19 protein-coding genes are annotated in these 23,925 nt (G+C 71.9%); 9 read left to right on the forward strand and 10 right to left on the reverse strand.

Annotated features, from left to right (window positions below; all coding sequences use genetic code 11):
- Positions 1-65 precede the first annotated feature (65 nt).
- The 4 genes from OIE12_RS12555 to OIE12_RS12570 form a co-directional block, all read right to left on the reverse strand.
- Positions 66-677 carry a CGNR zinc finger domain-containing protein gene (locus OIE12_RS12555; RefSeq protein WP_329134747.1) on the reverse strand — a complete coding sequence of 204 codons (612 nt, stop codon included), beginning with the start codon at positions 675-677 and terminating at the stop codon, positions 66-68.
- 187 nt (positions 678-864) lie between these two features.
- On the reverse strand, positions 865-2,055 hold the full coding sequence (locus tag OIE12_RS12560; RefSeq protein ID WP_329134749.1) for a uroporphyrinogen-III synthase: 1,191 nt from the start codon (positions 2,053-2,055) through the stop codon (positions 865-867).
- A gap of 129 nt (positions 2,056-2,184) precedes the next feature.
- A complete protein-coding gene (locus OIE12_RS12565) occupies positions 2,185-3,549 on the reverse strand; it encodes an MFS transporter (protein ID WP_329134751.1) in 1,365 nt (454 codons plus the stop codon).
- Between the two features lie 241 nt (positions 3,550-3,790).
- Positions 3,791-4,252, reverse strand: coding sequence for an ATP-binding protein (locus OIE12_RS12570; protein ID WP_329134753.1), 462 nt, complete (start codon positions 4,250-4,252; stop codon positions 3,791-3,793).
- A gap of 226 nt (positions 4,253-4,478) precedes the next feature.
- Between OIE12_RS12570 and OIE12_RS12575 the strand changes: the two genes are divergently transcribed.
- Together OIE12_RS12575 and OIE12_RS12580 are read left to right on the forward strand one after the other, a co-directional pair.
- Entirely contained in the window at positions 4,479-5,333 is an 855-nt protein-coding gene (locus OIE12_RS12575) for a helix-turn-helix domain-containing protein (protein ID WP_329134755.1), read from the forward strand.
- 12 nt (positions 5,334-5,345) lie between these two features.
- A complete protein-coding gene (locus tag OIE12_RS12580; RefSeq protein ID WP_329134758.1) occupies positions 5,346-5,519 on the forward strand; it encodes a DUF397 domain-containing protein in 174 nt (57 codons plus the stop codon).
- Here OIE12_RS12580 and OIE12_RS12585 read toward each other — a convergent pair.
- The 5 genes from OIE12_RS12585 to OIE12_RS12605 all read right to left on the reverse strand — a co-directional run bounded on the left by OIE12_RS12585 (position 5,500) and on the right by OIE12_RS12605 (position 13,498).
- Complete coding sequence (locus OIE12_RS12585; RefSeq protein WP_329134760.1) at positions 5,500-6,642, reverse strand: saccharopine dehydrogenase NADP-binding domain-containing protein; 1,143 nt, start codon at positions 6,640-6,642, stop codon at positions 5,500-5,502. The two genes, OIE12_RS12580 and OIE12_RS12585, sit on opposite strands and share 20 nt — an antisense overlap.
- Before the next feature lie 122 nt (positions 6,643-6,764).
- Entirely contained in the window at positions 6,765-8,036 is a 1,272-nt protein-coding gene (locus tag OIE12_RS12590) for an acyltransferase family protein (protein ID WP_329141898.1), read from the reverse strand.
- Between the two features lie 311 nt (positions 8,037-8,347).
- Positions 8,348-10,597 carry a glycosyltransferase gene (locus OIE12_RS12595; protein WP_443053808.1) on the reverse strand — a complete coding sequence of 750 codons (2,250 nt, stop codon included), beginning with the start codon at positions 10,595-10,597 and terminating at the stop codon, positions 8,348-8,350.
- On the reverse strand, positions 10,597-11,529 hold the full coding sequence (locus OIE12_RS12600) for a hypothetical protein (protein ID WP_329134762.1): 933 nt from the start codon (positions 11,527-11,529) through the stop codon (positions 10,597-10,599). Before OIE12_RS12600 ends, OIE12_RS12595 begins: the two co-directional genes overlap by 1 nt.
- 910 nt (positions 11,530-12,439) lie before the next feature.
- Entirely contained in the window at positions 12,440-13,498 is a 1,059-nt protein-coding gene (locus OIE12_RS12605; protein ID WP_329134764.1) for a LysR family transcriptional regulator, read from the reverse strand.
- An 83-nt stretch (positions 13,499-13,581) separates the two neighbouring features.
- On the opposite strand from OIE12_RS12605, the gene OIE12_RS12610 reads away from it, so the two are divergent.
- Positions 13,582-14,883, forward strand: coding sequence for an MFS transporter (locus OIE12_RS12610; protein ID WP_329134766.1), 1,302 nt, complete (start codon positions 13,582-13,584; stop codon positions 14,881-14,883).
- Positions 14,884-14,898: 15 nt separating this feature from the next.
- Here OIE12_RS12610 and OIE12_RS12615 read toward each other — a convergent pair whose 3' ends face one another.
- Complete coding sequence (locus OIE12_RS12615) at positions 14,899-15,849, reverse strand: epimerase (RefSeq protein ID WP_329134767.1); 951 nt, start codon at positions 15,847-15,849, stop codon at positions 14,899-14,901.
- Between the two features lie 242 nt (positions 15,850-16,091).
- On the opposite strand from OIE12_RS12615, the gene OIE12_RS12620 reads away from it, so the two are divergent.
- The 6 genes from OIE12_RS12620 to OIE12_RS12645 all read left to right on the forward strand — a co-directional run bounded on the left by OIE12_RS12620 (position 16,092) and on the right by OIE12_RS12645 (position 23,907).
- Positions 16,092-17,390: an ABC transporter substrate-binding protein gene (locus OIE12_RS12620; protein WP_329134769.1), complete on the forward strand. Its 1,299-nt coding sequence runs from the start codon at positions 16,092-16,094 to the stop codon at positions 17,388-17,390.
- A complete protein-coding gene (locus OIE12_RS12625; protein WP_329134771.1) occupies positions 17,387-18,361 on the forward strand; it encodes a carbohydrate ABC transporter permease in 975 nt (324 codons plus the stop codon). Before OIE12_RS12620 ends, OIE12_RS12625 begins: the two co-directional genes overlap by 4 nt.
- On the forward strand, positions 18,358-19,230 hold the full coding sequence (locus OIE12_RS12630; protein ID WP_329134773.1) for a carbohydrate ABC transporter permease: 873 nt from the start codon (positions 18,358-18,360) through the stop codon (positions 19,228-19,230). The genes OIE12_RS12625 and OIE12_RS12630 overlap by 4 nt, the downstream gene beginning before the upstream one ends.
- A gap of 11 nt (positions 19,231-19,241) precedes the next feature.
- The gene (yicI, locus tag OIE12_RS12635) at positions 19,242-21,536 is read left to right on the forward strand and encodes an alpha-xylosidase (protein ID WP_329134775.1); all 2,295 of its coding nucleotides are present in this window, start codon (positions 19,242-19,244) and stop codon (positions 21,534-21,536) included.
- A gap of 2 nt (positions 21,537-21,538) precedes the next feature.
- Positions 21,539-22,549, forward strand: a complete 1,011-nt coding sequence (locus OIE12_RS12640) for a LacI family DNA-binding transcriptional regulator (RefSeq protein ID WP_329134777.1) — start codon at positions 21,539-21,541, stop codon at positions 22,547-22,549.
- Positions 22,550-23,088: 539 nt separating this feature from the next.
- Complete coding sequence (locus tag OIE12_RS12645) at positions 23,089-23,907, forward strand: hypothetical protein (protein ID WP_329134779.1); 819 nt, start codon at positions 23,089-23,091, stop codon at positions 23,905-23,907.
- Positions 23,908-23,925 lie beyond the last annotated feature (18 nt).

The raw sequence follows: 23,925 nt of genomic DNA on the forward strand, positions 1-23,925 counted from the left end.
CTCGTGGCCGCTCGTGCGCGCTCGTGCGGATTCGCGCTCGTATTCCGGGTTTCCGTATCGCGGGCTCAGGTGCGCGCCAGCGCCGCGCGGCGCCGGTGGCGGGCGACGCGTTCGCGGTTGCCGCACAGCTCGCTCGAACACCAGCGGCGGCGCCGGCCGCGCGAGGTGTCCAGGTAGACGAGGGGGCAGTTGTCGCCCTCGCACCGGCGCAGCCGCGCACGGGCGGCCGGGTCGGTGAGCAGGTCCACGGCGTCCCGGGCGAGCGCGGCGAGCAGCGCGGCGCAGCTGGGCGGTGCCTGGAGGGTGCGGACGAGGGTGCCGTCGGGGGCGCGGAGCGCACGGGGGGCGGGGGGTGCCGCCTGGCGGGCGCGGGCGTTGAGGTGCGCGAGGGCTTCGGCGAGGACGTCGGCGGGCGTGGTGCGGGGGTCGAGGGTCTCCTCGGTCAACCGGGCCGTGTGGTCGCGGAGTTCGCGGAACGGGGGGAGCCAGGCGGGGTCGACGTGGGAGAGGTCGGTGCCGGACGGGACGAGGGGGGTGGTGGTGATCCAGGTGCGGAGGGCGGCGGGGGTGAGGAGGTGTTCGGCGGGGTGGGTGGTGGCGAGGAGGGCGAGGGAGGGGCGGCCGGCGTCGAAGCGGGGGGTGTCGGCGGGGGCGCCGGTTGTGGAGGACGGGAGCATATGAGCGGTCACCGCCTTGGGGGGAGCCGGTCTCTCTACAGTGCCCGGCGCGGGGCTCGGCGGGAACCCCTGGGAACTGGGCAGGCGTATTCCGCCCCCGTCGCCTTCGCCCTCCCCGGGCTCTCGGCTTCGTCCGAGCAGGGGGAAGCACCCGGCCGGCGCCGGTTCGCGGACGTCGCCGTGACGCTCACCCCGGCTCGCAGTCACCCGCCGCGTCCAGCGCCAGCCGGTACCCCCGCTTCACCACCGTCTGAATCAACCCCGGCGCACCCAACGCCGCCCGCAGCCGAGTCATCGCCGTCTCGACGGCGTGCTCGTCCCGCCCGGCACCCGGAAGCGCACGCAGGAGCACGGCCCGGGGCACGACCCACCCCGGCCGCTGCGCCAACGCCCGCAGCAGCGACATCCCCGCCGGCGGCACCGCCCGCAACTCCCCGTCCACCACCACCGCATGGCCCCGGATCTCCACCCGGTGTCCGGCCACCGGCAGGGTCCGGGCACGCCCCGGCAGCTCACGGCACAGGAGCTGCACGAGCGGCCCGAGCCGGAACCGCTCGGGCTGCACCGTCGGCACCCCCCGCGCCTGCAACGGCACCGCCGTCACCGGCCCGACGCACGCCGCCAGCACGTCGTGCTCCAGTGCGGCGAGCACGTCGTCGAGCATCCCCCGTTGTTCCGCCCGGGAGAAGAGGGAGGCGGCGGCGGGCGCGCTGGTGAACGTCAGGGCGTCGATCCCGCGCGCGACCGTCGCGTCGAGGAGCCGGTCGAGCGGCCCGAGGTCCTCCGGCGGCAGCCACCGGTACACCGGCACCCCGACCACCTCCGCCCCGCTCTCCCGCAGCGCCTCGACGAAGCCGGGCAGCGGCTCGCCGTGCAGCTGGACGGCGATGCGGCGGCCGTCGACGCCCTGGTCGAGGAGCCGGTCGAGCACCTCGGCCATCGACTCCGACGACGGCGACCAGCGTTCGGTGAGCCCGGCGGCCCGTACCGCGCCCTTGACCTTGGGGCCGCGGGCGAGGAGTTCGACGTCGTCGTCGCGGAGCCGGGCGAGGAGTTCCTCGCCGAGCCCCCAGCCGTCGGCGGCCTCGATCCAGCCGCGGAAGCCGATGGCCGTGGTGGCGACCACCACGTCGGGCGCCTGGCGCAGCAACTCCTTGGTGGCGGCGAGGAGTTCGCCGTCGTCGGAGAGCGGCACGATACGCAGGGCGGGGGCGTGCTGGACGGCGGCGCCGCGCCGTTCGAGCAGCACGCCCAGTTCCTCGGCCCGGCGCGCGGCGGTCACCCCGACGGTGAACCCGGCGAGCGGCCCGTACGCGTGCCCGGCCCCAGGGCCCCCGCCCGGCGGCCCCTGCTGCGATGACTGCTGTTCGTCGTCCATGGCCCTCGTCCCGTGCTCGGCCGGTGTGAACCCGTCCGTCCCTGCCTGCCTGCCTGCCCGTCTTACGAGCGTGCCAACGCCGCGTGACGGTCCCGGTTCGGCCCCATGTCGCCCGTGTTACGTCCCGCCTCACACCTCAACGTAGCTGAGCTGCGCCTTCGCCTCCGAGGCGGCCGTCGTACGGGGCCGGCCGGCCGGGCGGCGAAGGTATACGGCCCAGGTGAGGGCGAAGCAGGCGGCGTAGAAGGCGAGGAAGGCGGCGAACGCGCCGGTGCCGGAGCCGTAGGAGAGGAAGGACTGGCGGAAGGCGAGGTTGATGCCGACGCCGCCGAGCGCGCCCACCGCGCCGATCAGCCCCATCGCCGCGCCGGAGAGCCGGCGCCCGTACGCCGCGGCCGCCTCGCCCGTGAGCCCCTCGGCCAGGGCCTTGGCCTGGAAGATGCCGGGGATCATCTTGAACGTCGAGCCGTTGCCGAGCCCGCTGAGCACGAACAGTGCGACGAACACGGTCACGAACAGCGGCAGCGAACCGGCGAGGCCGGCCGCGAGGAGCCCCGCGGTGGCGGCGGCCATGCCGACGTAGTTCCACAGGGTGATGCGCGCGCCGCCGTAGCGGTCGGCGAGCCGGCCGCCGACGGGGCGGATGAGGGAGCCGAGGAGCGGGCCGATGAAAGTGAGGTACGCGGCCTGCAGCGGGGTGCGCCCGAACTGGTTCTGCAGCACCATCCCGAAGGCGAAGCTGTAGCCGATGAACGAACCGAACGTGCCGACGTAGAGGAAGGACATGATCCAGGTGTGGACGTCCCGCGCGGCGTCCTTGGCGGCGCCGGTGTCGTTCCTCACGGAGGCGAGGTTGTCCATGCGCAGCGCGGCGAGCACGGCGGCCAGCAGGATCAGCGGGATGTAGATGCCGAGCAGCAGCCGGGGGCCGCCGCCCGCGCCGATGAGGGCGAGCGCGACGAGCTGGATCACGGGCACGCCGATGTTGCCGCCGCCCGCGTTGAGCCCGAGCGCCCACCCCTTCTTCCGCAGCGGGAAGAAGGCGTTGATGTTGGTCATGGAGGAGGCGAAGTTGCCGCCGCCGATCCCGGCGAGCAGCGCGACGAGGAGGAAGGTGGAGAAGGAGGTGCCGGGCTCCATGACGACGAACGCGGCGGTGGTCGGCACGAGCAGCAGACTCGCGGAGATCACGGTCCAGTTCCGCCCCCCGAACACCGCGACGGCGAAGGTGTAGGGGACGCGGACGACCGCGCCGACGAGCGTGACGACCGACGTCAGCAGGAACTTGTCGGCGGGGCTCAGCCCGTACTCGGGGCCCATGAACAGCACGAGCACGGACCACAGGGTCCACACGGAGAACCCGATGTGCTCGGACACCACGGAGAAGAACAGATTGCGGTTCGCGATCCGCTCCCCCCTCTCCTCCCAGAACGCCTCGTCCTCCGGATCCCAACGCTCGATCCAGCGGCCGGCGGACCTGCTCGGAACGGTCATCGTGCCTCCACGGTGCTGCGGACGGGTGCCGGCCTCCGACGCTAGAAACACCGCGTTTCACCCCTGTGGCAGCGCGTCACCACAAGGGAACGTTGCACTCACGCGGGGCGAGGACGGGGTGAGAGGTCACCGCGCGGGGTGAGTGTGCGAGTTTTCGGCCGACGCCACACAGCCGGACTGCAACTAGCCTGAACGGATTCCGGCTAAGCCGCGACGGAGTGACCAAGCGACTCCACTCCACTCAGTCACCAACCGCCCCTCCCCTCACCTCGAACCACAACAGCTTGCCGCCACCCCGGCCGAGGAGGTCGCCGGCCAGCGGCCAGCCACCCCAGGCGTCGGCGTACCGCTGCACGAGGTACAGCCCGCGCCCGGTCTCGCTGTCCGGCGGGACGAGGGGGACGCGGTCGCCGGTTGGGCGGTCGAAGGGGGGCGGGATGCGGGGGCAGCCGTCCCACAGTCCGACGCGCAGCCGCCCGTCCCCCAGCGCGGTCAGCCGTAGGGACGCCGACCCCTTGCCGCCGTGCAGATAGGCGTTGGTGACCAGCTCGGACGTCAACAGCTCGACGGTGTCCACCACTTCACCCATGCCGTGCCCGTGCAGCGCCGCCCGCACGGTCATACGTGCGACGCGTGCGGCGCGCGGGTCATGCGGCAGCCGAAGGGCGTACACCCAGGTGTCGGGCAGGGCTACGGTGACCATGAACGACGGCTCCTTCACACAGGGGGGTCGGACCGCATTCACCCACCCGCGTCCGGCGGTGGCTCTGCCTGTCCGGTGCGCTTCCGGCTTACGGATACGGGGAGTTGGGCGGTACGCATCAGGCTAGGGCCTGCTCGGGAGATGAATCTCCCAAAACTGGGAGATGTACCCGCAGTTACCTCGTGTGAGGTACACCAACGGCCACGCATGGACGAAAGGAGGTGCCGTGCCACCCATCAACAACCCCACGCTGCGGCAACGGCGACTCGGCGCCGAGCTGCGCAAACTCCGTGAACGAGCGGGCTTCACGGTCACCCAGGCGGCTGCGCACCTCGGCGTCAACCAAGGGCGCGTGAGCATGATCGAGACCGGACGCAGTCCGCTCAGCGCCGACCGCGTGCGCGGGATGGCATCCGCGTACGACTGCTCCGACGAGGCCCTGGTCGACGCGCTCGCCTCGATGACGGGGCGCCGCGTGCGGGGCTGGTGGGAGGAGTACCGCGAGCACCTGCCCGCCGCGCTGGTCGACCTGGCGGAGCTGGAGCACCACGCGACCGCGCTGCGCGTCGCCCTGGCCATCCACATTCCCGCACTGCTCCAGACCACGGACCACGCCCGCGCTCTCTTCCGGGCCGTGGTCCCGCCCATGCGCCCGTACGAGATCGAGCACCGGCTCGCCCACCGCATCAGACGGCAGGGCATCCTGCACCGGGACGATCCGCCGCCGTACGCCGCGATCATCCACGAGTCCGCCCTGCGCATGGGGTTCGGGGGCCCTGACGTGTCCCGGGGACAGCTGAACCACCTGCTCGACACGAACGAACTGCCGCACGTCACCGTTCGGGTGATCCCGTTCGGCACCGAGTACTACCCGAGCACGGGCCAGTCCTTCGACTACGTGGAGGGACCCGTCCACCAGCTCGACACCGTCCAACTGGACACCCACCACGGCGGCTGCGGATTCCTGGACGCGGAGGCCCAGTTGAGCAAGTACCGTGACGTACTGGATCACATGGAGTCCTGCGCGCTGCCCCCGGTCGCTTCCCGGGACTTCATCCACCGCCTGACCCAGGAGATCTGAGAAGGAGCGACCGTGCGCCACCTCACCTGGCAGAAGTCCACGTACAGCGGAGACAGCTCCAACTGCGTCCACGTGGCCGCTGCTTCTTCCTCCACCGTCCTCCTCCGCGAAAGCGACGAACCCGAGGACCGCGTCCTCACCACCACCCCGGCCGCCCTGCGACAGCTCATACGCTCGCTGAAGTAACGCCGCCCGTCAGGAATCCCGCCCCCGCCGCCTCCGCCAACCCCGGTCCGAACAGCGTGGCCGGGGTGCTGGCGCCCGGGGCGGCCTCGCCCCGGGACAGGCGGGTGGCGACCTCCGCCGCCAGCCTCGTGGTGAACTCCATGGCCTCGCCGGTACGCAGCCACATCTCGTGGGTGGTGCCGTCGGGCCAGGTCGCGCGGGCGCGGGCCCAGGAGTGGGGGCGGGGGGCCTCGCGTGCGGTGGCGCGGACCCGGGCGAGCCGCCGTTTCGCCGCGTTGCCGATCGCCGGGCGGGACAGCACGGCCGCCACGACGGGCAGCAGCGCGCGGACCATCAGGGCGCTCGGGATCTCCGCGTTGCCGGCCGTCACGTACGGGGCCCCGCTCGCGCGGTGGGCGGCCTCCAGGTCACCGGCCGGCAGTGCCATGGCACGGGCCGCGGAGCCGTCCGGCAGGGTGAAGCGCTCGACCCCGGCGCCGATCCGGGTACGGACGAGACGGCCCCGCTCGTAGCGGCGACCGCCCACCGTGACGCCGTCGACCAGGCTGGCCGCCAGCGCCTCGCCCAGCGGACCGGGCTCGGTACGGACCGACGGCACCGCGTCCACCCGCAGCCGCTCCGCCGGCGGCCGGCCCTCGCAGACCTTCCGTACGGCGCTCTCGGTGGCGCACACGCCGAAACCGGCGCCGGGAACCAGCGTGCTGCCGGCCGCCACCGCCTCGTCGTGCAGGTCGAGGACCTGGCGGATCGACGTCAACTCGTTGGAGAGGTCGAGGTAGTGGGTGCCGGGCGGGCAGGCCCGGACGAGCGGCACGGCGGTCGTGGTGAACGGTCCGATCGTGTTGACGATCACGGCGGGGGCCTCGCGTGCCAGCGCCGCCTTCGTCTCCTCGAGCGTGGGCGCCACGACGGTGCGCGGGTCCCCGCCCACCTGCCCGGCCGCCTCGCGCAGCCGGCCCGCGTCGCGGCCCACCAGGACCGGCGACAGGCCCCGGGCCATCAGCCGCGCGGCGACCGCCCGGCCGACGCGCCCGGTGCCACCCAGGATCCAGATGCCGCCGCCGTCACCGGCCGCCCCGGCCGCCCCGGATTCCGTTCCGGGCCGCCCCGTCTTCTCCGACACCCCGACCGCCGTCCTCTCGCCGCCGCTTCGTTCCGTCGTTCCCCTCCAGCATCGGAGCGAGCGGCCGGCACCGTCCAAAGCCTGTTTCGCACGGGCCGATACGGTTCGGGCATCGGGGCAGGTCAGGTGGTGGCGGCCGCCCTGGCCCGTCCCCTCTTCGCCCCGTTCGGCCACAGCCTCGGTCGCCGTTTGGCCGCCAGGTCCTCCACCCAGCCGAAGGCGAGGATCGCCGCCGCGAGCATGGGCCAGACCAGGACGAACGGCCAGTACTCGTAGGAGGAGTCGAGCATCGACACCGCGCTCTCGCTCTGCATGAACGGCAGGTTGTAGAACTGGTCGATGATCGGGAACGTGAACGCGATCAGCAGGTTGTGCCAGAGGTAGATCGTCACCGCGCGGTTGTTCGACAGGGTCACCAGCTTGTCCCACTTCGCCAGCCTGCCCGGCAGCTCCTGCCACGACGGGGAGTACTGGAGCAGGATGGCCACGAACCCGAGCGACCAGGCCGCCTGGACGAACGGCATCTCGTCCAGGTTCCAGCCCTCGTCGCCGAGGTGTCCCGAGGCCCACCACAGGGCGAAGGCCATCACGAAGGCGGAGCCCGAGACGACGGCGTAACGGGGGATCTTCTTCAGCATGCCGTCGTGGTGCGCGAAGCCGAGCACCCAGCAGCTGCCGTAGACCGCGAAGTCCGTCACCGCGTTGCCGGTCTCGCCGGGGATGCTGACGATGCCCGCGTCGATCAGCACCGTCAGGCCCAGCGGCGCGAGCAGCGTCGGCCACGGGAAGCGGCGGAACGCCCACAGCAGCAGCGGGGAGGCGACCACGAACCAGAGGTAGGCGCGCAGGTACCACAGGGGGCCGGCCGCGTCGTCCGGCCAGGTGGCGCCGAGGATGCCGGTGGAGTCGGCGCCGAGTTCGGCCGGGTACGGCGGGGCGCCGACCGGGACGATGTACTCCAGCAGCTTCACCAGCCCGCCGAAGCCGGAGCCGAGGTCGGGATCCTTCGTGGGGTTCCAGCCGCCGCCGACGATCATCATCGTCAGCAGGACCGCCCCGAACAGCCACATCGGGGGCAGCAGCCGGCGCAGTCGGCTCTTGATCACGCTCAGCGGCGGGCGCTTGAGCGAGCGGGCCATCAGCGAACCCGCGAGGGCGAACATGACGCCCATGGAGGGGAAGAGGATCGTCAGCCACGCCCAGCCGAAGATGTGGAACGCGACGACGCGGACCAGGGCGAGCGAGCGCAGGAGGTCCAGGTAACGGTCACGGCCGGGTCTCTTCGCCGGGGCCGCGGGCTTCTCCGGGGCGTCCTCCGTGACGGACGGTGCCGGAGAGGGACCCCGGTCCGCCGCCGTCGCCGCCGATCGCTGGACCGGGAAACCGTCCGTCAACGAGCCGGCCGACGGGGCCGGGACCGGTTCCGTGGCGAGCGCCGGGTCCGTGGCGAGCGCCGGGTCCGTCGCCGGGTCGTACGGGTCCGCGTTTGCGAGCGGGGCGGCCGCCCACGCCTCCCGTTCGGCGGCCGAGGCGCGCGTCCAGGAGTCCGGACCGGCATCCGGACCACCGGGCGCCGCGGAGCCCGCCGGTCCCCAGCCCTCCGCGCCCGCACCCTCCGGGTACGCCCTGTACGGGTCGGACGGGCCGTACCCGTCGGACGGGCCGTACCCGTCGTACGGCCCCGCGCCCCTACCGTCCTGCGCCGTCATCCGACGGGCCTCCGTTCGCTCCCACTGTTGCTACCGCTGCCACTCCGCTCACCCGTGCGCTGCTGCGGGATGACGCCCGGCGCCTCCACGACGCCCGTGCGCCGCAGCTTCTGCCAGCGGAGCCGGCCGCCGGTGAGCGCCGTGGTCCAGGAGCGGAGCAGGACCACGTACATCAGCTGCCGGTAGAGGATCTGCTGGAGCGGGAGCGAGACGAGGTGCCGCATCTTCTCGCGGTCCAGCCGGAACGCGTACGCCGCGCAGATCCCCTGGATCGCCATGACGCCCAGCCAGGCCACGATCGTCTTCTGCGTGGGGCCGAAGATCACCCCGTACAGCAGGAAGATGTCGATCAGCGGGGCGAGCAGCGGCGCCACCACCATGAACAGGGAGACGAACGGCAGCCCGACGCGGCCGAAGCGGCCGGACGCGCCCCCTTCGACGAGCGCCCTGCGGTGCTTCCAGATCGCCTGCATCGTGCCGTACGACCAGCGGTAGCGCTGCGACCACAGCTGCTGCACGGACTCCGGCGCCTCGGTCCAGGCGCGCGCGTTCTCCGCGTAGACCACGCGCCAGCCGTCGCGGTGCAGCGCCATGGTGACGTCGGTGTCCTCGGCGAGCGTGTCGTCGCTCATGCCGCCCACCCGCTCCAGCGCGCTGCGCCGGAAGGCGCCGACCGCGCCGGGGATCGTCGGCATGCAGCCGAGGAGGTCGTACATCCGGCGGTCGAGGTTGAAGCCCATCACGTACTCGATGTGCTGCCAGGCCCCGATGAGCGAGTCCTTGTTGCCGACCTTCGCGTTGCCGGCGACCGCGCCGACCTTCGGGTCGGCGAACGGCTGCACCAGTTCGCGCACGGTGGACGGTTCGAAGACCGTGTCACCGTCCATCATCACGATGATGTCGTACCGCGCGTTGGCCAGGCCCCGGTTGAGCGCGGCCGGCTTGCCCGCGTTGAGCTGCCGCACCACCCGTACGCCGGGCAGGTTCAGGTCCTCGACGATGCGGGCGGTGCCGTCGCTGGAGCCGTCGTCGACGACCAGCACCTCGATGGGGTGGTCACTGGCGACGAGCGAACGCACCGTGTTCTCGATGCACTTGGCCTCGTTGTACGCCGGCACGAGGACGGTGACCGGTTCGGTGATGGGTCCGTTCGGGCCCCAGCGGAAGTTCCTGCGGCGCACCCGGCGGGCGTGCCGGCCGGAGAGCAGCAGCATCAGCCCGAAGCGGGCGAAGACCAGGAAGCCGACGACGGCGAGGCAGGCGACCATCACGCCGGTGATGCCGTCGGAGGCCTGGACGAGGAAGACCCACGCCCGGCCCTTCCACAGCTCCGCGCCGCTGACCGGGGTGTGCGCGCTGGGCGCGCCGAGCGCGTCGGTGAGGTTCTCGAACTGATAGCCCTCGGCCTGCAGTTCGGGCAGGAACCGGTCGAGCGCCTGTACGGTCTGGTGCCGGTCGCCGCCGGAGTCGTGCATCAGGACGATGGCGCCCTTGCCGTGCTTCGGGGTGGCGTTCTCGATGATCTGGTCGACGCCCGGCTTCTGCCAGTCCTCGCTGTCCGTGTTGTTGACGACGGTGAGGTAGCCGCGCGAGCCGATGTACTGCGTCACCGGCCAGGACTTGTTGTCCATGGCGTCGGCGAAGGAGGAGTACGGCGGCCGGAACAGCGACGTACGGATGCCGGCGGCGCCCTCCAGGGCGAGCTGGTTCTGGGAGAGCTGCCAGTCGATGCCGCTGTGCGACTTGTAGGAGAGGTCGGGGTGGTTGAAGGTGTGCAGCCCGATCTCGTGGCCCTCGTCGACGATGCGCCTGACCAGGTCCGGGTACTGCGAGGCCATGGTGCCGGTGATGAAGAAGACCGCGTGCGCGTGGTGCTTCTTGAGCACGTCGAGCACCTTCGGGGTCCAGGTGGGGTCGGGGCCGTCGTCGAAGGTGAGGACGAGCTTGTGCCGGGGCACGCTCAGCGTCGTCGTCTTGCCGTTGCGGGTGTCGATGACCGGGCCGCCGTCGAGGATCTTGTCGGGGACCTGGTCGGTGGCGGCCTCGGGTCGGATGCGGTAGTCGGCGAGGATCTCGCTGTGCACATAGCCGCGCAGCAGCAGCATCGCCGTCATGGCGAGCAGCAGGGCGGCCGGCAGCAGGAAGCGCATCGGCAGCCGGACGCGGCGGGCGTTGATGTTTCCGGAGGCGGACTGGGAGTGCGCGCCGCCCCCGGAGGAGCGGCGGCGACTGGAGCGGCGGGCCATCAGAGGGTGTTCTCCGGGGACTGGGCGGACGTGGCGGCGGACGGGCCGCCGGCCGCGACGGGGGTCTGGGCGGCGGGCCCGTCGGCCGCGTTGTTGGTGGTGGTGCCGCCGGCGTCACCGGTCCCGCCGGACGGGGAGGGGTCCGGGGAGGCGGGGGGCGAGGCGTCCGGGGACGACGAGGCGGGCGGGTCCACGACGGTGCCCGCGTCGCCGCCGGTGCCCGGGTCGGTCTTGGTGCCGCCGGACGACTTCTTCGTCGTGGACGCCGACGGCTTGGGCTTCTTGCTGGTGGAGGCGCCCGGCTTCTTGCTGCTGCCGGCGGAGGCCCCGGGTGCGGCGGAACTGCCGGCGGACGGGGTGACGCCGGCGCTCGGGTCGCCGGGGTCGGCGCTGACGCCGGGGAGGACGCCGCCGGTGGCCGCGGACGGGTCGGCGGAGTCCGTGGGCGCGGTCGAGTCCTCGACCTTGCTCGCCGGGGCGCCGTCGTCCGCGCCGGGGATCGGCACCGGGACCCAGGGCGCGGCGGAGTTGCCGGACAGCAGGGTGGCGACGATCACGAGGGCGTAGAGGCCGCAGGCGATGCCGACGGCGATGCCGATGCGGCGGAAGCGGCGACTGCGGCGGCCGGACTCGTCGACGAAGACGGGGCCGTCGGAGTCCTTGTTGTCGGCGGGTCCCGCCGGCCCGGCGGCGGTGCCGGGTCCGCCCGCGCTGTTGCCGTCCAGCCGGCGGCCGATGCCGTCGAGCTGCACGGTGACCTCGTGCGGATCGTGGTTGCGCCCGGGTTCGCCGGTGCGTTCCCAGGTGGGGCGGGGGCCGGGGCCGGCGGGGGTGCCCGGGGTGCCGGGGACCGGGCCGGGGAGGACGGCGGTCCCCGGCTCGGCGACCTTCGGCTCGGTGGTCCCCGGCTTGGCGACCCCAAACGTGTTCATGCCAGACGTCGCACGTGTCACTGGTGCGGAGGCGAAGATCTCGGCGTTTTCGGGCACGGGACGGGACCCGGCCTCGGGGAACGCGGAGGACGCGGAGGACGCGGAGGACGCGGAGGACGCGCCGGGTCCACCGGATCCACCGGGTCCACCGGATCCACCGGATCCACCGGGTCCGACCGACCCGGACCGCGCCGAGGGCCGCGCCGTGTCGAACGGCGCGAGCAGATCCGCACCGGCGGACGCGGCCCCCTGCGGGGAGCCCGGCACGGACCCGGGCGCGGTGTCCGACGCGGCGGCGGCTCCCTTGTCGAACCGGGGGCGGCCGAGGACCCCGTCCCGGCCGGCCCGCCCACGGACCGCACCGGCACCGCCGCGAACGCCGGCACCGGTCTGCGCACCCCCGCCGGCCGACGCACCGGTTCCCTTGTCGAACCACGACCCCGCCGCGGGGCCGGACGCCGCACCGGCGGGCTCGCCCGACGCCCCCGACGGCCCCGGCCGCCTCGGCAGCCCCGCCCCCGGGCCGCCCTCCGGCCGGGCGGCCGGCCACGTGGCCGTACGACCGCCCGCTTCCGGCCAGACGACCGGGCCCCGATCGCCGGAGGCGTCACCGGCCTCGCCGGTCCCGCCCGGTTCCCGTCCGGCGGACCGCTCGGCCGGTCCGTTCGGTTCCCCGGACGTCCCGCCCTGTTCGGTACGGGTTTCCCGCTCGATCGGTTGGGCGTTATTCCGCCAGTTCTCCACGCGCACGTACTTCCCCCCAGGGGCATCACACTTGCAGGCGGGCGTACGTGTCCGGGCCTACGTACTGTCGTCGGACCGGGCCCCCACCCGGTCCGAGCGCCCCCTTTATCACATTGCGCCCGGGGCACTGAATGTAGCGCATGTGCCTATGTAGTGGAGATCCATCTCAAAGAGAGGTCACCATGACGAGTGCATCGGTGTCCGGAATCCATCCCCCCTCCGGCCGCTGAAGCCACTTCTCCTCGTTCGCCAGTTCGGTAGCAGAACGCCTGAGTGCCTCCAAACCGGGATGGAACAGATCTTTTCGCCACACGAGTGACACGGGAGACAGGGGAACGGGGTCAACCAGAGGTCGTATGACCGTATGAGGCATGGCCGGAAAGTCCTCTACGGCGAGGATGGGGTTCCGGGTCTTCGCCATGATCCGCTGAAACTCCTCGGCGCCGACGGCGAGGGGCGCGGGGGGCGCGAGTTCGATTCCGCGTCCCTCGAACAGGCGACGCGCGAGGTCGGTCCACTCCAGCGTGCGCGGATTGCCCGCGCCCGCGTACACGGTCTCGCCCGCAAGCGCGCGCAGCGGCACCTCCGTGAGCTCCGCGAGCGGGTGGGCCTCGGGGAGGATCACCGCCATCCGCTCGTAGCGGACCGGCTGGTGGTGCAGCCGGTCGCGGACGGCGGGGTCGAGCCCGGCGAACCGGCCGAAGGAGGCGTCGACGCGGCCGGCCAGGATCTCGGCGGCGGCCCAGGTCAGCCCGGACTCGAAGCGGGCCATCAGCTCCAGCTCCGGAACGAGCCCCCGCGCCCGCTCCAGGACCCTCAGCCCGAACAGCCCCGGGCTGTTGACGTCCACCAGCAGCGGCCGCTCGGGCTCGCCCCGCCCGAACGCCGCGAGCAGCGCGCGCTGGGCGTCCAGCACCCGGCGGGCGTACGGCAGCAGCCGGGTGCCGTCGGCGGTCAGGGAGACCTGCCGGGTGGTGCGGACGAACAGCTCGACGCCCAGCTCGCGCTCCAGCCGCCGGATGTCCCGGCTGAGCGCCTGCTGGGCGACGTACAGCCGGGCGGCGGCCCGCGTGAAGTGCAGCTCCTCGGCGACGGCGACGAAGGCGCGGAGGAGGCGGGGGTCGAGGGTGGGGGCGTAGGAGCCGGACGGGTCGGGGGTACGGGAGGGGCCGGACGGGTCGGGGGTACGGGAGGGGCCGGCGGAACCGGGCGGCGTGGCTGGCATCGGGCGAACCTACAACGGGGATGCGTCAATGGCGTCGTGTCAGGTGTTGGACCGCAGGTCAGAGCGACCGCGACGGTATACGCATGCCGACGCCGAACCCGGAAGCACTGGACACGCCACCCACCCGAACGGAACCCGCGACAGCACCCCGCACAGCAACGCCCCCCACCCTCCTCTCCCCCTACCGCGCGCTCTTCTCCCGCCCCGGCACCCGTGCCTTCACCCTCGGCAACCTCATGGCCCGGCTGCCCTCCGGGATGTTCGGCGTCAGCGCGGTGATCATGATCGCCGGGGCCAGGGGGTCGTACGCCCTGGCCGGCGCCGTCACCGCCACGGGGCTCGCGGCGACCGCGGTGGCCGGACCCTGGACCGCGCGGCTCGTGGACCGGTACGGCCAGGCCCGGGTCGCCGTGCCCGCCGCGCTGACCGCCGCGCTCGGCAGCCTCGCCCTGCTGCTCTGCGTCCACTTCGACGCGCCCGACTGGACCCTGTTCGCCTCCTACGCCGCCACCGCCACCACGCCCAACACCGGCGGCATGTCCCGCGCCCGCTGGCAGCACCTGTTCCGCGACGACCCCGCCGCCGTGCACACCGCGAACTCCTTCGAACAGGCCGCGGACGAGCTGTGCTTCATGCTCGGCCCGGTCCTCGCGGCCTTCCTGTGCGGCGCGCTGTTCCCGGAGGCGGGCACGCTCCTCGCGGCCGTTCTGCTGGCCACGGGCGTCCTGGTCTTCACCGCCCAGCGCGCGACGGAACCGCCGCCCACCCGGGCGGAGGCCCGCGGCCGCTCGCCCCTGCGCAGCCCCGGGATGCCGGCGCTGCTGCTCACCCTGGTCGCGACGGGCGCGGTGTTCGGGGCGATGGAGGTCGTCACGATCGCGTACGCCGACGCGCGGGGCCACCGTTCGGCGGCCGGGGTGATCCTCGCGCTCCAGGCGGCCGGGTCGTGCGCGGCGGGGCTGGCGTACGGGGCGCTGCGCGCGGGCGGGAAGGGCGCGGCGGAGCGCCGGCTGCCGTGGTGCCTGCTGGCGATGACCGGCCTGATGACCCTGCCGGGCCTGTCCGCCTGGACGACCGGCTCCCTCGTCCTGCTGGCCCTCGCGCTCCTCTTCGCGGGGACGGGCACGGCCCCCACGATGGTGACGGCGATGACCCTAGTCCAGCGCCGCTCCCCCGAGGGCCGCCTGAACGAGGGCATGAGCCTCGCGGTGACGGCCCTGCTGACCGGCATAGCCACCGGCTCCGCGACGGGCGGCTCGGTGGTGGAGCACTTCTCACCACGGACGGGTTACGCGGTACCGGCGATGGCGGCGGCCCTGGCTCTGCTGCTCGGCCTCCTCGCCGGGGGCGGCCGCGGGAACCGACGCGACGGCCACCAACGCTGAGACGCTACGGGAGTCCTACGTGCGCGCACTCCCCCGTACCCGCCCCACCAGTTCCTCCGCCGCCCCCGCCCACTCCGGGTGGCGGAACTCGAACCCCGCCCCCGTCAGCCGGCCCGGCACCACCCGGCGGCTCTTCAGCAGCAGTTCCGTGTCCGAGCGCAGCGCGAACGCGCCGAGCTCCGCCATCCACCTGGTCGCCGGGAGCCCCACCGGCATCCCCCACGCCGAGCGCAACGCACGCATGAACGCGCGCTGCGGCAGCGGGCGCGGGGCCGCCAGGTTCACCGGGCCGGTGATGTCCTCCCGGTCGATCAGGAACTCCACCGCGCGCACGAAGTCGGCGTCGTGGATCCACGAGACGTACTGCGCCCCGCCGGCCACCGGGCCGCCGAGGCCGAGCCGGACCATGCCCAGCAGGACGGCGAAGACGCCGCCGGGGTCCGGGCTCATCACCATGGCCGCGCGCAGGGCGACCCTGCGGGTGGCCGGCGTGTCCGCCTCCTCCTGGGCCCGCTCCCAGTTCTTCGCGATGTCGACGCTGTACGACCAGTAGTCCGGCACGCCCGCCTCGGCGCCGCCGATGACGCCCGTGGCCTCGTCGTTCGGGGCGTCGAAGCGGTGGGCGTACACCGTGGCGGTGCTCATCTGCAGCCAGAGCCGGGGCGGCCGGGCGGCGTCCGCGATCGCGGCGCCGACGACCCGGGCGGAGTCGACCCGGGAGTCCATCATGTCCCGCAGATTGGCCTCGGTGTAACGGCAACTGACGCTGCGTCCGGCCAGGTTGATCACGACGTCACTGCCGTCGACCGCCGCCGTCCACGGCCCCGGCGTCCGGCCGTCCCACGCGATCTCGCCGTCGACCCGGGGGTGCCGGGTGAGCACCACGACCTCGTGTCCGGCGGCGCCGAACGCGCGCCGCAGGATTCCGCCGACCTGTCCGGTTCCGCCGGGAATCACGATCTTCATCGGCTGCCCCTCCTCCGCCTGGGACTCGGAGCGTAGCCGAAATGTTGAACGCGTTCAAAAAGCAGAGATCCACGCGCGACCCATTGACGCGCCCCCTCCCCCCGCCTACCGTCCCGTCGAAGCGCTTCGATGCCCACTGTCGAAGCGGTTCGACGGCGCGTCCCACCACGCGTCCCACCCCACGCACCCCCCCCACTCCGACTCCCCCAGGAACCCAGGACCCAGGACCCAGGAGGCACGGGATGTTGACGGCACGAAGGCGTCTGGTCGCAACCGCGGCCGCGTTGCTCAGCGGAGCCCTGCTGCTCACCGCCTGCGGCGGCGACTCGGACGGCGGTTCCGGGGACGGCAAGACGCTCAAGCTCTGGCACTACGAGACCGCGGACAGCGCCATGGGCATCGCCTGGAACGAGGCGATCAAGGAGTTCAAGGCGAAACACCCGGGCGTGAAGGTCGAGTTCGAGGAGAAGGGCTTCGAACAGATCCAGAAGACCGCCCCCATGGTCCTCAACTCCAACGACGCCCCCGACGTCATGGAGTACAACAAGGGCAACGCCACCGCCGGACTGCTCTCCAAGCAGGGCCTGCTCACCGACCTCACCTCCGAGGTCACCAAACACGGCTGGGACAAGAAGCTGAGCGCCGGCGTCGCCACCACCGCCCGCTACGACGCGAGCGGCGTCATGGGCTCCGGCAACTGGTACGGCGTCCCCAACTACGCCGAGTACGCGATGGTCTACTTCAACAAGGACCTGTTCAAGAAGTACGGCGTCACCGAGCCCAAGAGCTTCGACGACCTCACCGCCGCGCTGGACGCCTTCGTCGAGAAGGGCGTCACCCCGCTCGCCAACGGCGGCGCCGAGTACCCGGCTCAGCAGTACCTCTACCAGCTCGCCCTCTCCAAGGCCGACCGCTCCTGGGTCGACGACTACCAGCTCTACAAGGGCAAGGTCGACTTCCACGACGCCGCCTGGACGTACGCCGCCACCACCTTCGCCGACTGGGTGAAGAAGGGCTACATCAGCGACAAGTCCAGCAGCACCAAGGCCGAGGACGCCGGACTCTCCTTCATCCAGGGCAAGTCGCCCATCTTCTTCAGCGGCAGCTGGTGGTACGGCCGCTTCGCGTCGGAGAACAAGTTCGACTGGGACACCGCCCTGTGGCCCGACTCCAAGCTGACCCTCGGCTCCAGCGGCAACCTGTGGGTGGTCCCCAAGGGCGCCAAGAACAAGGAACTGGCGTACGACTTCATCGACATCACCATGTCGAAGAAGATCCAGAACCTGCTGGGCAACAGCGGCGGCATCCCCGTCGCCGCGGACAGCGACGCGATCACCGAGCCCAGGGCCAAGGCCCTCATCGACGACTTCACCACCGTCTCCGGCCGTGACGGCCTCGCCTTCTACCCCGACTGGCCGGTCGCCGGCTTCTACGACGTCCTCGTCTCCGAGACGCAGAAGCTGATCACCGGCAGCGAGAAGCCCGACGCGTTCCTCGGCAATCTGCAGAGCGCGTACGACAAGGGCGCGCCGAAGAAATGACGCTCACCGTCGACCGCGGCGGGCGCGCCCTCGGCAAGCGCGCCCCCGCCGGGCGCCCGCGCGGAAACCGCCGCCCCCGTAATCCGTACGCCCTCTTCCTCCTCCCCGGCGTGCTCGCCTTCGCCGTCGTCATCGTCGGACCGTTCCTGATGAACACCGGCGTGAGCTTCACCGAGTGGTCGGGCGTGGGCAGCCCGAAGTGGACCGGGCTCGCCAACTACCGCGAGCTGCTGGACGACGCCGAGTTCTGGGCGTCATTCCGGCACAGCCTGCTCATGGTGATCGCGATGGCCGCCGTCCCGACGGTCGTCGGACTCGTGCTGGCCGCCGCGCTGTTCGACTTCGTCGGCAAGCACTTCGGCCCGAGGATCGCGGCCGTGCTGCGTGCCTGTTTCTACCTTCCGCAGGTGCTGCCGATCGCGGTCGCAGGCATCGTCTGGAGCTGGATCCTCGCCCCCGAGAACGGCTCACTCAACGAGCTGCTGAAGGCCGTCGGGCTCGGCTCCTGGCAACAGGACTGGCTCGGCGACCCGGACATCGCGCTGTACAGCGTGATGGGCGTGATGGTGTGGGTGCAGATCGGCTTCCCGCTCGTCGTCTTCATGGCCGGACTCCAGCGCGTCGACCCGCAGCTCTACGAGGCGGCCGAGCTGGACGGCGCCGGCTGGTGGCGCCGCTTCTGGCACATCACGCTGCCGCAGATCCGCCCGGAGATCTACGTCGTGCTGACCTGGTGCACGATCGCCGCGCTCAAGGTGTTCGGCGCGGTGTACGTGCTCACCAAGGGCGGCCCGGGCGGCGCGACCGACGTGCCGTCGTACTTCTCCTTCACGACCTTCTTCGAGAAGACCCAGGTGGGCTACGGCGCGGCGATCTCCACCGTGCTCACCGTGATCATCCTGCTGCTGTCCCTGGTCGGGCTGAAACTCCAGACCCGTGCCGAGGACGCCGAGGAAGGGGGCGTCGTATGACCGCCGTCGACACCCGTGCGGGAACCCGGGTCCCGCGCCGTGCGTCCCGCTCCGTCGTCGCCCGCTACCCCGTCCTGGTGGCGCTGTGCATCGGCGCGCTCTTCATGGTCGTGCCGTTCCTCATCGTCACCGTCAACGCGCTGAAGTCGCCCGCCGAGTACGCGCAGAACGGTCCGCTCAGCCTGCCGCACGGTTTCTACCTCGACGGGCTGAAGGACTTCTGGGACCGCGTCGACTACGGCCAGAAGCTGTGGAACTCGGTCCTGATCAGCGGCTCGGTGGCCGTCCTGGCCGTCGTCCTCTCCATCCTCAACGCGTACGCCATCGGAATCGGCCGGATCAAGGGCCGCACCTGGGTGCTGGCGTTCTTCGTGCTGGCCAACGTGCTGCCGCAGGAGGCGCTGGTCTACCCGGTGTACTACCTGAGCAAGCAGGCCGGTCTCTACGACACCCGGCTCAGCGTGATCATCGTCTTCACGGTGATCCAGGCCGCGTTCGGCACCTATCTGCTCTCCTCCGTGCTCGGCACCTTCCCGCGCGAGATCATCGAGGCGGCCCGTATCGACGGGGCCAACGCCTGGCAGGTGCTGTGGCGGATCGTGGTGCCGGTGAGCCGGCCCACCCTCGGCGTGCTGCTGGTCTTCTTCTTCATCTGGACCTGGAACGAGTTCCTGCTCCCCCTGGTCATGCTGATCTCCAACGACAACCAGACGGTGTCGGTGGCGCTCGGCGTCCTCCAGGGCCAGCACCTGATGGACGCGACGATGACCAACGCGGCCGCCCTCCTCGGCGTGCTCCCCGCCCTCGTCTTCTTCCTCGTCTTCCAACGCACCCTCACCCGCGGCATCGCCGTGGGTGCCGTCAAGTAAGGGGTCCCCGCGTGAAGTTCACCGACGGCTACTGGCTGTTGCGCGAAGGCGTCACCGCCGCCCACCCGGTCGAGGTCCTCGATGTGACCGCCGGGCCCGGCACGCTGGAGATCCACGCACCCACCCAGCCCATCCGGCACCGCGGCGACCTGCTGAAGGGACCGGTCGTGACGATCACCGCGCACGCGCCGATGCCCGATGTCATCGGCGTCACCTTCACCCACTTCCAGGGCGAACCCCCGCACGGCCCCGACTTCGGCCTCGCCCGCGAGGACTTCGGGGTGCACACCTCCTACGACGACGAGTCCGCGACGCTCACCGCCGGGGCGCTCTCGCTCAAGGTGGCCCGCACCGCGCCCTGGCACGTGGACTTCCTCGCCCACGGCCGGGTGCTCACCACCAGCGGCCCCAAGGGCATGGGCATCATGCGGGAGGCGTCCGGCGCCCACTACCTGCGCGAACAGCTCAACCTGGGCGTGGGCACGCACGTCTACGGCCTCGGCGAGCGGTTCGGCCCGCTGGTGAAGAACGGCCAGATCGTCGACATGTGGAACGCGGACGGCGGCACCGCCACCGAACAGGCGTACAAGAACGCCCCGTTCTACCTCACCGACGGCGGCTACGGCGTCTTCGTCGACCACCCCGGCCGGGTCTCCTTCGAGGTCGGCTCGGAGGCGGTCTCCCGGGTCCAGTTCAGCGCGGAGAGCCAGGAGCTGACGTACTACGTCATCTACGGCCCCACGCCGAAGGAGATCCTGCGCAAGTACACGGCCCTCACCGGCCGCCCGGCGCTCCCGCCGGACTGGTCCTTCGGCCTGTGGCTGTCGACCTCCTTCACCACGTCCTACGACGAGGCGACCGTCACCTCCTTCATCGACGGCATGAAGGAGCGCGAACTCCCACTCTCCGTCTTCCACTTCGACTGCTTCTGGATGCGCGAGTTCCAGTGGTGCGACTTCGAGTGGGACCCCCGCGTCTTCCCCGACCCGGAGGCGATGCTCGCCCGGCTCAAGGACAAGGGCCTGCGCATCTGCGTCTGGATCAACCCCTACATCGCCCAGCGCTCCCCCCTCTTCGCCGAGGGCAAGGAACTCGGCCACCTGCTGAAACGCCCCGACGGCAGCGTGTGGCAGTGGGACCTGTGGCAGCCGGGGATGGCTCTGGTCGACTTCACCAGCCCCGCCGCCCGGGACTGGTACGCGGCCAAGCTGGAGGCGCTGCTCGCACAGGGCGTCGACTGCTTCAAGACGGACTTCGGCGAGCGGGTCCCGGTGGACGTGGCGTGGTCGGACGGCTCCGACCCCGAACGCATGCACAACTACTACACGTACCTCTACAACCGGACCGTCTTCGACGTGCTGCGCAAGCACCGGGGCGAGGAGGAGGCCGTCGTCTTCGCCCGCTCGGCCACCGCCGGCAGCCAGCAGTTCCCGGTGCACTGGGGCGGCGACTGCGAGGCGACGTACGAGTCGATGGCGGAGTCGCTGCGCGGCGGTCTCTCGCTCGGCATGACCGGCTTCGGCTACTGGAGCCACGACATCGGCGGCTTCGAGGGCACCCCGTCGCCGGCCCTCTTCAAGCGATGGATCGCCTTCGGCCTCCTCTCCTCCCACAGCCGCCTGCACGGCTCTTCCTCCTACCGGGTGCCGTGGCTGTTCGACGAGGAGTCCGTCGACGTCCTGCGCCACTTCACCCGGCAGAAGCTGCGCCTGATGCCGTACCTGTACGAGGCCGCCCGCACGGCGCACGAGGAGGGGGTGCCGATGATGCGGGCGATGGTCCTGGAATTCCCCGACGACCCCGCCTGCGCACACCTCGAACGCCAGTACATGCTGGGCCCCGACCTGCTGGTAGCCCCCGTGTTCGACGACGAGGGCGACGTCTCGTACTACGTCCCCGAGGGCACCTGGACCCACTACGGCACGGGGCGTACGGTCACGGGCCCGCGCTGGGTCCGGGAGCGGCACGGCTTCCTGAGCGTGCCGCTGCTGGTCCGCCCGGGATCCGTGATCCCGGTCGGCGCGGTGGCGGACCGCCCCGACTACGCCTACGCCGACGGCGTCACCCTGCACGCGTACGAACTGGCACGCGGGGCGCAGGTGACGGTGGAAGCGGGCGGCGTGACGTTCACGGTCGTACGCGAGGGCGACACGCTGCGCGCGTCGTGCGGTGACCCGGCGGCGCCGTGGGCGCTGGCGGCCGGGGAGCGGGTGGTACGGGCGGCGGCGGGGACGGGGTTCGTGTCGTTGGAGCTGGGGGAATCGGCGACGGAGCCGGGGGACCGGGCGTCGGCTTCGGGGGCGTGACGATGGTGAAGATCACGGACGTGGCGCGCCATGCCGGGGTCTCCCCCAGCACCGTCTCCTACGCCCTCAGCGGCAAGCGGCCGATCTCGGAGGAGACCCGGCGGCGCGTCGAGGCGGCCGTCCGCGAGCTGGGCTACCGCCCGCACGCGGGCGCCCGCGCCCTGGCCGGCCGCCGCTCGAACGTCCTCGCCCTGGTGGTGCCGCTGCGGGCCGGAATGCATGTGCCGGTGGTGATGCAGTTCGCGGTGTCGGTGGTCACGACGGCACGCCGCCACGACCACGACGTCCTCCTGCTTACCCAGGAGGAGGGCGAGGACGGCCTGCGCCGGGTCGCGGACACGGCACTGGTGGACGCGCTGATCGTGATGGACGTCCAACTCCACGACGACCGCCTCCCCTTCTTACGCACCCTGGACCTCCCCTCCGTCCTGATCGGCTTCCCCGCCGAACCGTCCGGCCTGACCTGCGTCGACCTGGACTTCCGGGCGGCGGGCGAGGTGTGCGTGGAGCATCTGGCGGGGCTCGGCCACCGGATCGTGGCCCTGATCGGCTCGCCGCCGGAGGTGTACGTACGGGAGACGGGCTTCGCGCAACGGGTGGTCCAGGGCTTCACGGCCGCGGCGGCCCGCCACGGCCTCTCCTCCACGGTCCACCCCTGCGAGGCGACGGCGACGGGCGCGCGCCTGGTCGCCGAGCAACTCCTGCGCGAACGGCCGGCGCTGACGGCGGTGGTCGTCCACAACGAACCACTGGTGGACCCCTTGATAGAGGCGTTCGAATCCCTGGGCCTACGGGTCCCGACGGACCTGTCGATCACGGCCATCTGCCCCGACGAGGTGGCAACGAGGGCCCGCGTCCCGGTGACGTCGGTGGCGATCCCGTCGGCGGAGGTGGGAGCGAGGTCGGTGGAGCTACTGATGCGCAAACTGGACGGCGGGAAGGTGGCGGACGCGACCCTCCTCCCACCCCACCTGACGGTGCGGGGGAGCACGGGGAGGAGGGCGGTGGGGTGAGGAGGGGCGGGGCGACCCTCACCCGTGCGGGTGATGCTATGAGGAGCCGACTGTGATTCCATGAGGAGCAGGCCCCCGCCTGGACCGGTTATCCAAACGGGGACCTTCATCGGATGACGGTTGTCGACCGTCAGCCCTCAGGTGTTGTGAGGACTGGCGATCACCGCCGGTTGAACCACCTCCACAGCTGTCGGATCACCACGATGAGAAGAACGATCTGGATGATCGGTGCCCTCTTCGCGACGACCCGCTTGTGTTGTGGCCTCTTCCGATGGCGCCCCATAGCGCCCTCCTTCCAGATGCGGCAGCCAAGTTCCCGGTGGCTGCCGCTCTTCTGGTTCGGGCCGGGCCCCGAGGGGCGGGGTCCGGATCGTCCTTGGAAGGAGGGCGCGTCCAGTGCGCTCACGGAGCATATCGCCCAACTGGACCAACTAGCCCATCAGGCGCAATAGTTCACTCTTCGCAGGAATGTACGACATTCGCGACAGGCATCGACTGTGAGCTACAACCGTTCGACGGGCGGGGCTGTCTTGGGAGGTGTGACGACGACACCTTCAGCCGCGCCCTCGCTTGTTCTGCGCGGCCGTGATGCCACCGCTCGGTTCGAGAGCGGGGCGGATCATGTGCGGTGGGAGGGTGGCGGGCGGACGGTCCGCATCCCGCTCGAAGCCGTCGAGGACGTGCGCGGTACGGAGCGCGGTGTCGAGGTCGTGCTGGCCACCGCGCGGTCCGACCGCCCCGCCGCCGTCTACGCCGTCCACGGCGCCGGGGCCGCCGCGGTGACCGCGTTCCGCGACACCGTCCGAGCCCGACTGCCCGAGCGAGGCCCGGACGATCCGCGCCCCGAGGGCGAGGACCTCGTCACGACGGTCACCGCCACAAGCGGCCGCCCGTCGCGCACCCGCCTCGCCATCTACGCCGCGCTCGCCCTCTTCGCCGCGATCGACGTGACGGCGGGGGTGCTCGGTGGCGCCGGCTACCTCGCCCTCATGCCGTGCGTCCAACTCTTCGTCGTCACCGGAGCGCTCATCGTGGGGCTGCTGGGCCGCGGACTGTACGACGGGATACGACTCCCCCGGCACGGCATCACGGTGCTGGCCGAGTTCAGCCACTACACCGACAAGGCGGGGATCTACCGGTACACGGACCTGGACGGCGGAACCCACCACTACCGGGGCACACCGGGAGGACAGCAACTGGAACTGAGCTACGACCCGGACAACCCCGCCCGAGCCGTCGCCCGCCAGTCCCGCTACGAGCAGACGGTGATGGCCGTGGTCACTCTCATCGGCCTGGGCATGCTCGGCGTCGGGCTGTGGCTCACGCTCCACATGTTCGTGCTCGCCGCACGCGGCTGAGTTCTGCCTGACCTACGA

This window comes from Streptomyces sp. NBC_00670 (genome assembly GCF_036226765.1).
Lineage (GTDB): Bacteria > Actinomycetota > Actinomycetes > Streptomycetales > Streptomycetaceae > Streptomyces.